This window comes from Clostridium polyendosporum, from assembly GCF_018332455.1.
Classification (GTDB): Bacteria; Bacillota; Clostridia; order Clostridiales; family Clostridiaceae; genus Clostridium_AY; species Clostridium_AY polyendosporum.
The window spans coordinates 16,853-28,611 of the sequence record NZ_BOPZ01000018.1 but is presented as its reverse complement, the minus strand read 5'-3'; the positions used below and the strand labels follow the sequence as shown (position 1 = coordinate 28,611).

Below are 11,759 nucleotides of genomic sequence, written 5' to 3'. Positions count from 1 at the left end.
ATAATTACTTAAATAAATTAGTTATTATCCCTCCATAAGTTGCTATTACACTTGCAAATACAAGAGATACTATAGTCATAAGTTTTATAAGAATATTCATTGCTGGTCCTGCTGTATCCTTAAATGGGTCTCCTACGGTGTCACCTACAACTCCAGCCTTATGAGCAGAACTTCCTTTTCCGCCATAAACTCCACTTTCAATGTACTTCTTAGCATTATCCCATGCACCACCAGCATTAGCCATCATTACAGCCATAAGTACACCTGTACCAACAGCACCTGCTATTACCCCTGCTAATGCTTCTGTACCAAAAAGAAGTCCCATTCCAATAGGTATTATAATAGCTAAAACTCCTGGTAGAAGCATTTGTCTTAAAGCTGCTTGAGTGGATATATCTACACATCTCTTATAATCTGGTTTAACAGTCCTTTCCATTATACCTGGATTTTCTCTAAATTGTCTTCTTACCTCTTCCACCATCTGATTTGCAGCCTTACCAACTGCTTCCATAGCTAATGCCGCAAACATAAATGGAACCATAGAACCAATCAAAAATCCTATTAAAGTAAGAGGATTTAAAAGATCTATAGTTTGTAGTTTAACTGTTTCAGCATAGGAAGCAAATAAAGCTAATGCTGTAAGAGCTGCTGATCCAATGGCAAATCCCTTAGCTATAGCTGCAGTGGTATTACCTACAGAATCAAGCTTGTCTGTAATTTCCCTTACATTCTCAGGAAGTCCTGCCATTTCTGCAATACCACCAGCATTATCTGCAATTGGACCATAAGCATCAACAGCAACAGTAATTCCTGTTGTTGAAAGCATACCCACTGCTGAAAGAGCTATTCCATAAAGACCTAAAGTAGCGTGACTTTGTCCACCTACGATATAGTAAGCTACTAATATTCCTACGGATATTAATAATATTGGAGGAACAGTTGACTTCATTCCAACAGAAAGCCCAGAAATAATTGTTGTTGCTGGACCTGTTTGAGTTTGACTAGCGATTTCCTTTACATATTTATAATCAGCAGAAGTATAAATTTCTGTAATTTTTCCTATAGATAACCCTACTATTATACCAACTATAACAGCACCAAAAGCCTTATAATCACCAAACATTATCTTACTAAATATTCCTGTTCCAATTATCATGAGTATTCCAGCAATATAAGTGCCAATATTTAGAGCTCTTTGGGGATTGTCCCCCTTAACAACTCTAACCATCAAAACTCCCAGAATAGATGCTATAATTCCCACACAGGATACTACAATCGGGAAAAATACAGCTTCCTTACCACTAGTTAAGTTAACTACTGAACCAAGAGTTATAGCTGATATAATTGAACCAACATAAGATTCAAAAAGATCTGCACCCATGCCTGCAACATCACCAACGTTGTCACCAACATTATCTGCTATTACTGCTGGGTTTCTAGGATCATCCTCTGGAATTCCAGCTTCAACTTTACCAACTAGATCTGCCCCTACATCTGCAGCCTTTGTATAAATACCACCACCTACTCTTGCAAAAAGTGCTATAGATGATGCTCCAAGTCCAAAGCCAGTGATATAAGTTACATCTAAGTCAAAGATAATTGATAAGATTCCTAATCCAAGAATCCCTAATCCAACAACACACATTCCCATAACAGAGCCACCAGAAAAAGCAACAGTTAAAGCTTCCTTAATACTCTTTTCAGCTGCTTGAGTAGTTCTGACATTAGCTTTTACTGCTACCTTCATACCAAAGAATCCTGCCAAAATTGAGAATAATGCTCCAACTACAAAACATATAGCTGTTTGTATATGGATAAAAACCCCAATGGCGATAGCAACCACCACTATAAAAACAGCTAAATACTTGTACTCACGTCTTAAGAATGCCATTGCACCCTCTTCAATATATCCTGAAATTTCCTTCATCTTTTCGTTTTTTATTTCTCTTTTTACTATAGATTTTCTTAGTAAAAAGGCGAAGACTAAAGCAAGTAATCCTGTTATAACAGATGTAAGTAAATAATTATTCATATAACTCCCTCCCATCTTTACATTCATATAATTATTATGCTATTAATTCAACTAATATCCTAAATATCCTTTAGGAATAAGTTAATTTTTTTAATAAATGTAATATTTTTAAAATTATTACTTTTCTCATTAATATCCTCATTTTATATAAAATAAAGTTTAGTAATTATGGAGACTATACAAATTTAATCCGGGTTCTCTTTTAATCAGATTTCAGCAAATGAACCTAAGAACGCATGAAGGCTGGTCAATTATGACCAGCCTTCATATGTGTTATTTAACTAAATTTAACGCTATTGTATTTATAGCAAATAATAATGATGCTATAACTGTAATTCTAAAAAGAACTGCTTCTCTTGTTCTGCTTTTATTCCTTGAAAAGAAAGTTTCCCCTTTTCCTTGGATAAGTCCACTTAAAGCATCAGCCTTTGTAGGTTGTAAAAGAATCGACATTACTATAATTATACCTAAAATCGCTTGAAATACTATCATAGTTGTATACAAAAGAGTCACCCCCTAAATACGCTTTTCATCTTTACCTAATAAAGATAAACAATTTCAATCCTTAATAAAGTTGAGCAGGCATCGAGCCTATTAAATCTTTAGTCAAACTTTACTTCGTAAAATGACAGCAAGCCAATTCAGTTCTAAGGTTGTTTATCTATAATATATGTATTATAACCATATCATAACATAATATTATAGCATTTACAACATTTAGCTAATATACAAAAACAGGCACCCTTTTGCAGATGCCTGTTTTTATACTATCTCTTTATATTGAAGAATGCTTTTAATCCTCTGTATTCAGCAACTTCATCAAGATTTTCTTCTATTCTTAATAATTGATTATACTTAGCAACTCTTTCTGATCTTGCTGGAGCACCAGTCTTTATTTGACCAGCATTTACAGCTACAACTAAATCTGAAATAGTTGTATCTTCAGTTTCACCTGATCTGTGTGATACAACTGCTGTATAACCTGCTCTATTTGCCATTTCTATAGAATTAAGAGTCTCTGTTAAAGTGCCTATTTGATTAAGTTTTATAAGAATTGAGTTTGCTACTCCTTTTTCTATGCCTGTAGTTAATCTAGTAGTATTAGTTACAAATAAATCGTCACCAACTAATTGTACTTTTCCACCAAGTTTTTCAGTTAGTATTTTCCAACCTTCCCAATCCTCTTCAGCCATACCATCTTCTATTGATATTATTGGATACTTTGCAACCCAAGCTCCATAGAAATCAACCATTTCAGCTGGAGTTAAAGTCTTTCCTTCATTTTCAAGAACATATTTTCCATCTTTGTAATACTCTGATGATGCTGCATCTATAGCTATATAAATATCTTGCCCTGGTTTATATCCAGCCTTTTCTATAGCTTCTAAGATGACTGTAATAGCTTCTTCATTTGACTTAAGATTCGGAGCAAATCCACCTTCGTCTCCAATGCCTGTTGCATATCCCTTGTCATTTAATAGCTTCTTTAATGAGTGATAAACTTCAGCACCCATTCTTAATGCTTCACTAAAGCTTGGAGCACCAACTGGCATAATCATAAATTCTTGTAAATCAACTGAGTTGTCTGCATGCTTTCCACCATTTATTATATTCATCATTGGAACTGGAAGAACCTTAGCATTAACTCCCCCAATATATTGGTATAGTGGAAGTCCTAAATAGTTAGCTGCTGCTTGAGCTGTTGCTAGTGATACACCTAATATAGCATTAGCACCAAGCTTACCTTTATTTTCTGTTGCATCTAATTCTATAAGAGTTTTATCAATAAGAGTTTGTTCAAATACATTCATCCCTATAAGCTCAGTTGCTATAGCTTCATTAACATTTTGAACTGCTTTTAAAACACCTTTTCCAAGATATTTTGACTTATCGTCATCCCTTAACTCTACTGCTTCAAAAGCACCAGTTGAAGCTCCTGATGGTACTGCTGCCCTTCCTATTGTTCCGTCTTCTAGAACTACTTCTACCTCAACTGTTGGGAAGCATCTTGAGTCAAGTATTTGTCTTGCAACAACGTCAACGATTTCAACATATTGTTTCATTTTATAGTCCTCCTTGTTTTCATGAGTTTAGTATACCTTTTATATTATTTCTTTTTTTTACTAGAACTATTAAAAGTTTTCACAATTAATTTATTTTTATACTAATACTTATAAATGCATAATATTCCAACTCATTTAATTATATAATATAATTATATTGTAATAGTAATTATTTGATAACAATAATCAACTTATATTCTTTATTCATCACAAGTTATAAAAAAGTCTACTACTTTGATTATATTATAAATTATCCATAACCTTACAATTCGCAACTTCCTATAGAGCAAAAAAAAGCAAACCCTTTCGGATTTGCTTTTTTCTAATATTTTAATTATCCCTGCAACGCAAATTTTTGCTGCTGCATTCTAAATAGAACTGATAATATGTAGTTTAATAAAAAGTACATTACTGCTATAGTTCCAAACAATGTAAATACTTGAGCAGTACTACCATAACTACCCATAAGTATCATTCCTTTTCCTGTTATCTCTTCAATTCCAACAGCCCACAGGAATGAAGTATCCTTAATAACAGTTATGAATTGAGAAGCTAAGGCAGGTACCATATTTCTAAAGGCCTGTGGAAGTATTACATAAATTAATATTTGAAAATAATTAAATCCTTGAGAGTAAGCTGCTTCCCATTGCCCCTTTTTTACTGAGTTTAATCCACCTCTTACAACTTCACCTATAATTGCAGAAGTAAATATAGTTAGAGCTAATATTCCTGCATTTGCTGGTTTCATATTAGCAATAAATCTAGTTACTAAAACCCAAAGTAATAAAGGAGTATTTCTAACAACTTCAATATAAAAACCTGCAATCTTTCCTAATATTCCTGTTGATGATCCTCTTACAATTCCTAGTACTGTACCTATTACCATACTTAAAATTATAGTTACCACTGATATATAAAGAGTAAGGCTTAATCCCTGAAGTAGAAATTTAATATTTTGCGGACTAAAAAGTTCTGCTATCATGCTGTCGCCTCCTCCTTACATTGAATTTCGTTCACTTCTTCTTTATCCTCATCTGTAAAATGATATTCTTTCTTTTCCATTCTTGCAGCTAATGATGCTAGTGGGTAACATAATACTAGATATAATAACCCTGTAACCACATACGCTGGTCCATAGTATAGGTTATTACTTGACCAAGAATCAGTTTGATACATTAAATCTCCACCTGCAATTATTGCTAGCACTGATGTATTCTTTATTAAGTTAACTGCCTGATTCGTTAAAGGCGGTAACATAACTCTTTTTGCTTGAGGTAATATAATATATCTCATCGCTTCCCAATAAGTAAAACCCTGTGATAAAGCAGCTTCCATTTGTCCTTTTGGGATTGAGTTTATACCTGCTCTAACTACTTCACAAATATACGCTCCATGGTAAACTCCTACACCAAGTACACCAATCATCATAATAGGCATCATAATACCTAGGTGTGGTAAACCGTTATAAAGGAAAAAGATTTGTATTACAAGCGGTGTATTTTGGATTATTTCAACATATACTCTACTCAAGACTTCTAATACTTTAATTCTAGAATTTGAAAACATACCAAAGACTATCCCTAAAGTAAGAGCTAATGCTAATGATAAAACTGATACAGTTAAGGTAATTAAAAACCCTTTTCCAAATATTGTCCAATCACTAAATAAAGCTTGCCATTTAAACCAAGCAAATGGTCCATTCATTAGTTTATTCCCCACTTTTTAATTAATTTATCTAATTCTCCTGACTTTTTCATATCAGCGATTGTTTCATTAACTACTTTAGCAAGCTCTGTATTAGTCTTCTTTGAAGCTATTCCGTATTCTTGAAGACTGAAACGATCTGGCAGTATTTCTGTATTATCATCTAAATAACCACTAAGTATTGATGTATCTACTGAGAAACAATCAACTCTTCCTGAATCCAACGCTGCCTTGATCTCTGGGAAACTTCCAAACTCTAAGAATTGAACTTTAATACCTAGTTTATTAGCTTCCTCTTGAAGTGCTTTTTTACTTGTAGCACTTTGAGCAACACCTATTTTCTTACCATCTAAATCCTTGTAGCTCTTAAATCCAGCTGACTTCTTTACAAGTAAACCTACACCATCTTTAATATATGGTTCAGAGAAATTATAACTTTTCTTTCTCTCTTCAGTTATAGTAAATGTAGCAGCAATTAGATCTGCTTCTCCACTATCTAAAAGTGGCCCTCTTGTTTTTGATGTAACTGCCTGCATTTCTATTTTATTTTCATCCCCTAAAATCTTCTTAGCAATTTGCTTTGCAATATCAATCTCTAAGCCCTCAATTTTTCCTGTCTTAGGATCCTTATAACCATACTTAGGTATGTCCACCTTAACTCCAACTTTTAAAACGCCTCTATCTTTAATCTTTTGTATATCTTCAACACCTTTGCTTCCATTACCAGCAGCTGAACAACCAGTAAATAAAACTGATACTGCAAGCATCAATGCTGCCATTGACTTTTTCATAAAACATTCCTCCTTCATTTATTTACTTTATCTCAATATCTTGCTTAAAAATGATTTTGTTCTTTCATGAGTTGGATTTTTAAAGAAATGTTCTGGATTTCCTTCTTCAATAATTTCTCCACCATCCATAAAGATAACTCTATCTGCTACCTGTTTTGCAAATCCCATTTCATGAGTAACACAAACCATTGTTATATTTTCTTTGGAAAGCTTTACCATTACATCTAAAACTTCTTGAATCATTTCTGGATCTAACGCAGATGTTGGTTCATCAAAAAGAATAATTTTAGGATGCATATTTAAAGCTCTTGCAATTGCAACTCTCTGCTGTTGACCGCCTGAAAGTTGTGTCGGATAAGCGTTAGCTTTATGCTTTAGCCCAACTATATCTAAATATTCTAATCCTGTTCTTTCTGCTTCTTCCTTAGACACCTTTTGAATTTTTATTGGTGCTAAAGTTAAGTTTTCTAAAACTGTTTTATGAGGATAAAGATTAAATTGTTGAAACACCATTGCTGCAGACTGTCTTACCTTAGCTATAGGTGCTTTAGGGGCCGTTAACTCCACACCATCTACAATAATTTTTCCTGAAGAAGGCTCTTCAAGATAATTCATATGTCTTATTAATGTACTTTTACCTGAACCACTCGGGCCTATTACAACTAATTTTTCTCCTGTCTTAACAGTTAAATTAATATTTTTTAATACATGTACTTTACCAAAATATTTGTTCAATTCTTTAATTTGAATCAAATTGCCCCCTCCTCTGTATCTGTAGCTTAAAAATAACACATAAAAAAATCCACAGAATCATTAATTATCATTAAAAATCCTATGGCTTCATTACCAAACTTCATAATAAAATTTATTGTTTTATTATATTATAATGTTAACAGCATGTTCCTCTTAAGTCAATAAATATTCTAAATTTTTAATAATATCAATTTTATTCTTGCAAGATTATTATTTTTATAGCATGAAATTATTATTTTGGCAATTTTAAGCGTTTTATAAACATTTACATTGTAAAAATAATATTTTTAAACATTAAAATTTTCTCTTATAATTTAAATTTTTATCGTTAAATTCTAAAGATAACTGATAAAGTTTTAATATGTTAAATATTAAAAAACCCATGAGAAAAAAGTTCTCATGGGTTTTTTAATACTAAAGATTGCTAACTTAACTTATTTTATTAATGACTTTCCTGTCATTTCTGCAGGAGCTTCTAAATCCATAACTTGAAGCATTGTTGGAGCTATATCACAAAGTCTTCCACCTTCGTTAAGTTCCTTGCCTTCAGCATCTTTTGATATCCATACTAATGGAACTGGAACAACTGTGTGAGAAGTCATTGGTTCTCCATTTGAAAAATCTATCATAGTTTCAGCATTACCATGGTCAGCAGTTATAAATACTGTACCATTCTTTTCAAGTACTTTTTCTACAACTTTTCCTAAGCATTCATCAACAGTCTCAACTGCCTTTTTAGCTGCTTCGACTATCCCAGTATGACCAACCATATCTGGATTTGCATAGTTAAGAATTATCATGTCATACTTATCTGAATCTAATCTCTTTAATAACTCATCTGTTACTTCATAAGCACTCATTTCTGGTTTAAGGTCATAAGTGGCAACCTTTGGTGAAGGTATAAGTGCTCTGTCTTCTGCTGTATTTGGAGTTTCTACACCACCGTTAAAGAAGAAAGTAACATGAGCATATTTTTCAGTTTCAGCGATTCTAAGCTGATTTAAACCTTTGTTAGCAACATATTCACCAAGAGTATTAGTTATACTTTGTGGCTTGTATGCTACCTCTACACCTTCTATTGTCTTGTCGTATTGAGTCATAGAAACGAAATTAAGATTTAATGTTTCTCTTTCGAATCCATCAAACTTCTTATCATTTATAGCTCTTGTAATTTCTCTTGCTCTATCTGGTCTAAAGTTGAAGAATATTACTGAGTCTCCATTTTTAATTGTAGTGGTTGGCTGTCCATTTTCTAGAATTACACAAGGTAATACAAATTCATCTGTCTTGTTATCATGATATGAACTTTCCATGCATTCAACTGCACTGTTTGCAGTTTCTCCCTTAGCATTTACCATTGCATCATAAGCTAGTTGAACTCTTTCCCATCTGTTATCTCTATCCATAGCATAGTATCTACCACTTACTGTTGCAATCTTACCTACACCAATTTTCTTCATGTAGTTTTCAAGTTCTACTATGAAGTTTTTACCTGATGAAGGAGCAACATCTCTACCATCCATGAATGGATGAACATATACTTTTTCTAAACCTTTTTTCTTAGCTAATTGAAGTAATCCCTTTAGATGATCGATGTGTGAGTGAACACCACCATCTGATAAAAGACCTAAAAGGTGTAATGAAGAATTTGTTTGTAACGCTTTATCAACTGCTGAATTTAAAGCTTCATTTTCAAAGAAGTCTCCATCTTCAATCGCCTTAGTTATTCTTGTTAGCTCTTGGTACACTATTCTTCCTGCACCAATATTTAAGTGTCCAACTTCAGAGTTACCCATTTGTCCTCTTGGTAGTCCAACTTCCATACCACTTGCACTTAGCTCAGTGCTTGGGTATTTTGCTACATATTTATCATAGTTTGGCTTATTAGCTATTTCTACTGCATTTCCATCTGACTTTGGTGCGATTCCAAATCCGTCTAGTATCATTAACATTACTGGCTTCTTAGTCATATTAACCTCCGATATTACCAAATTCATTTATAAAAAGTTTCTTACTTTATATACTATTATAATATGCAGATAATCAAAAAACAACAGCAATAAACAATTGGAATTAGTTGCCTATTGCTATTGTTTAATATTAACTTTTATAAAATTAGTAGTTAACTATACCTGAGAAGTCAGCAGCTACTAAGCTAGCTCCTCCAACTAATGCGCCATCTATATCTGATTGACCCATTTGTTCTTTTATAGTTGAAGGTTTAACACTTCCACCATATTGTATTCTTGTTTTATCAGCAACTTCTGAACCGAACATTTCAGCAACCATTTTTCTTGTCGCTGCTATTGTTTCATTAGCTTGTTCTGAAGTAGCTGTTTTTCCTGTTCCTATAGCCCAGATTGGCTCGTAAGCTATAACTAAAGTTTCAACTTGTTCTTTTGTTAATCCTGCAAGGTCAACTTTAATTTGAGCTTCTATAACTTCATTTGTTCTTCCTGATTCTCTTTCTTCTAAGCTTTCACCAACGCAAAGAATTGGTACAACGTTATGAGCAAAAGCTGCCTTAAGCTTCTTATTTACAGTCTCATCTGTTTCATTGAAATATTGTCTTCTTTCACTGTGTCCGATGATAACATAATCTACTGCTAAAGCTTGTAACATTCCTGGAGCAATTTCACCAGTGAAAGCACCTTTTTCTTCCCAGTGCATATTTTGAGCTCCAACCTTTATGTTTGTTCCCTTAACAGCCTTAGTTACAGCATCTAAACAAACAAATGTTGGGCAAACTACTATTTCACACTTAGCATCTTTTACAAGTGGCTTTAATTCTTCTATAACTTTAACTGCTTCATCAACAGTATAGTGCATTTTCCAGTTTCCTGCGATTATTGGCATTCTCATATCTTTCACCTCAAAATAATAATAATATTTTATAAATGCAATCTTTTACTAATTCATGATAGATACACAACTTTATAAATCCAACTTATGTATCTTACGATAAGCGACTTAACGATTTAACTTACAGTTCAGAAAATATTAAAAATACTGATATTTTCGCAAATAAGTTAGTCATTAAATCTATCTATAGAAATTGACAATTAACAATGCTAGGAAGAATTCAGCAAAAGCTGAATTTCTTCCTTGCATATAATGTATCTTGTCAATTACTTTTCATTCTATAATTTTTTCAATCCAATATAGCTCTTACTTAACGAAATAATTATTTATCGTTTAAAGCAGCTATTCCTGGAAGTACTTTTCCTTCTAAGAATTCAAGTGAAGCTCCACCACCAGTTGAGATGTGAGTCATCTTATCACCAAATCCTAAGATATTAACAGCAGCAGCTGAGTCTCCTCCGCCGATTACAGTTGTTGCATCTGTGTTTGCCATAGCTTCTGCAACTGCAACAGTTCCTTTTGCAAAGTTTTCGAATTCGAATACTCCCATTGGTCCGTTCCAGATTACAGTCTTAGCTTCCTTAACAGCATCTGCATATAACTTAGCTGTCTTAGGTCCGATATCTAATCCCATATGTCCTTCTGGAATATTTTGATCTTCAGTTACAACTGGAGTTGCATCTGCAGCAAACTTATCAGCTACAACGTTATCTACTGGAAGTAATAACTTAACGCCCTTAGCAGCAGCCTTATCTAACATCTCTTTAGCGTAATCTACTTTATCAGCTTCTAATAATGAAGTACCGATTTCGTATCCTTGAGATTTTAAGAATGTATAAGCCATTCCTCCACCTATGATTAATGTATCAACTTTTTCTAATAAGTTATTGATAACATTGATCTTATCTGAAACCTTAGCTCCACCTAATATAGCTACGAATGGTCTAACTGGGCTTTGAACTGCTTCACCTAAGAACTTTAATTCCTTTTGGATTAAGTATCCGCATACAGCTGTATCAACAAAATTAGTTACTCCTACTGTTGAACAGTGAGCTCTGTGAGCTGTTCCGAATGCATCGTTAACAAATACATCTGCTAAGCTTGCTAAATCTTTTGAGAAGCTTTCTTCGTTCTTTCCTTCTTCTGGTCTGAATCTTGTATTTTCTAAAAGAACAACGTCTCCTTCTTGCATGTCAGCAACTGCTTTTTTAGCATTTTCTCCAACTACTGTATCATCAGCAGCGAAAACTACTTCTTTTCCTAACATTTCGCCTAATCTTTTAGCAACTGGTGCTAATGTTTTTGTTGCATCTGGTCCCTTAGCTTTTCCTAAGTGTGAGCAAAGTATAACCTTTGCACCATTTTCAACTAAGTACTTTATTGTTGGAAGTGCTCCATTTAATCTATTTTCATCAGTTATAACGCCATCTTTTAATGGAACATTAAAGTCACATCTTACTAATACTCTTTTACCTTTAACTTGGATATCTTCGATTGTCTTCTTATTAAAGCTCATAACTTTCACCTCTTAGATTTATTTTGTTTAAAAAGGTC

Annotated in this window: 10 protein-coding genes; all 10 read right to left on the bottom strand. The window is 33.3% G+C overall.

Annotated features, from left to right (window positions below):
• Positions 1-4: 4 nt before the first annotated feature.
• Positions 5-2,032, bottom strand: coding sequence for a sodium-translocating pyrophosphatase (locus CPJCM30710_RS10825; protein ID WP_212904189.1), 2,028 nt, complete (start codon positions 2,030-2,032; stop codon positions 5-7).
• A 273-nt stretch (positions 2,033-2,305) separates the two neighbouring features.
• A complete protein-coding gene (secG, locus tag CPJCM30710_RS10820) occupies positions 2,306-2,524 on the bottom strand; it encodes a preprotein translocase subunit SecG (protein ID WP_407644987.1) in 219 nt (72 codons plus the stop codon).
• Between the two features lie 275 nt (positions 2,525-2,799).
• On the bottom strand, positions 2,800-4,095 hold the full coding sequence (gene eno, locus CPJCM30710_RS10815) for a phosphopyruvate hydratase (protein WP_212904187.1): 1,296 nt from the start codon (positions 4,093-4,095) through the stop codon (positions 2,800-2,802).
• Positions 4,096-4,429: 334 nt separating this feature from the next.
• Complete coding sequence (locus CPJCM30710_RS10810; RefSeq protein WP_212904186.1) at positions 4,430-5,077, bottom strand: amino acid ABC transporter permease; 648 nt, start codon at positions 5,075-5,077, stop codon at positions 4,430-4,432.
• Positions 5,074-5,799 carry an amino acid ABC transporter permease gene (locus tag CPJCM30710_RS10805; RefSeq protein WP_212904185.1) on the bottom strand — a complete coding sequence of 242 codons (726 nt, stop codon included), beginning with the start codon at positions 5,797-5,799 and terminating at the stop codon, positions 5,074-5,076. The genes CPJCM30710_RS10810 and CPJCM30710_RS10805 overlap by 4 nt, the downstream gene beginning before the upstream one ends.
• A complete protein-coding gene (locus CPJCM30710_RS10800) occupies positions 5,799-6,590 on the bottom strand; it encodes a transporter substrate-binding domain-containing protein (RefSeq protein WP_212904184.1) in 792 nt (263 codons plus the stop codon). Before CPJCM30710_RS10800 ends, CPJCM30710_RS10805 begins: the two co-directional genes overlap by 1 nt.
• 27 nt (positions 6,591-6,617) lie before the next feature.
• Positions 6,618-7,343 (bottom strand): amino acid ABC transporter ATP-binding protein, encoded by a 726-nt coding sequence (locus CPJCM30710_RS10795; protein WP_212904183.1) that lies wholly within the window; start codon positions 7,341-7,343, stop codon positions 6,618-6,620.
• Positions 7,344-7,777: 434 nt separating this feature from the next.
• Positions 7,778-9,313, bottom strand: coding sequence for a 2,3-bisphosphoglycerate-independent phosphoglycerate mutase (gene gpmI, locus CPJCM30710_RS10790; protein ID WP_212904182.1), 1,536 nt, complete (start codon positions 9,311-9,313; stop codon positions 7,778-7,780).
• A 145-nt stretch (positions 9,314-9,458) separates the two neighbouring features.
• Positions 9,459-10,205, bottom strand: a complete 747-nt coding sequence (gene tpiA, locus CPJCM30710_RS10785; RefSeq protein ID WP_212904181.1) for a triose-phosphate isomerase — start codon at positions 10,203-10,205, stop codon at positions 9,459-9,461.
• A 322-nt stretch (positions 10,206-10,527) separates the two neighbouring features.
• Positions 10,528-11,721, bottom strand: a complete 1,194-nt coding sequence (locus tag CPJCM30710_RS10780) for a phosphoglycerate kinase (RefSeq protein WP_212904180.1) — start codon at positions 11,719-11,721, stop codon at positions 10,528-10,530.
• Positions 11,722-11,759: the final 38 nt, after the last annotated feature.

What these genes read in the sequence shown, in the direction of transcription:
- CPJCM30710_RS10825 (WP_212904189.1), bottom strand. Translation starts at nt 2,032, where the DNA reads ATGAATAATTATTTACTTACATCTGTTATAACAGGATTACTTGCTTTA.
- secG (WP_407644987.1), bottom strand. Translation starts at nt 2,524, where the DNA reads ATGATAGTATTTCAAGCGATTTTAGGTATAATTATAGTAATGTCGATT.
- eno (WP_212904187.1), bottom strand. Translation starts at nt 4,095, where the DNA reads ATGAAACAATATGTTGAAATCGTTGACGTTGTTGCAAGACAAATACTT.
- CPJCM30710_RS10810 (WP_212904186.1), bottom strand. Translation starts at nt 5,077, where the DNA reads ATGATAGCAGAACTTTTTAGTCCGCAAAATATTAAATTTCTACTTCAG.
- CPJCM30710_RS10805 (WP_212904185.1), bottom strand. Translation starts at nt 5,799, where the DNA reads ATGAATGGACCATTTGCTTGGTTTAAATGGCAAGCTTTATTTAGTGAT.
- CPJCM30710_RS10800 (WP_212904184.1), bottom strand. Translation starts at nt 6,590, where the DNA reads ATGAAAAAGTCAATGGCAGCATTGATGCTTGCAGTATCAGTTTTATTT.
- gpmI (WP_212904182.1), bottom strand. Translation starts at nt 9,313, where the DNA reads ATGACTAAGAAGCCAGTAATGTTAATGATACTAGACGGATTTGGAATC.
- tpiA (WP_212904181.1), bottom strand. Translation starts at nt 10,205, where the DNA reads ATGAGAATGCCAATAATCGCAGGAAACTGGAAAATGCACTATACTGTT.
- CPJCM30710_RS10780 (WP_212904180.1), bottom strand. Translation starts at nt 11,721, where the DNA reads ATGAGCTTTAATAAGAAGACAATCGAAGATATCCAAGTTAAAGGTAAA.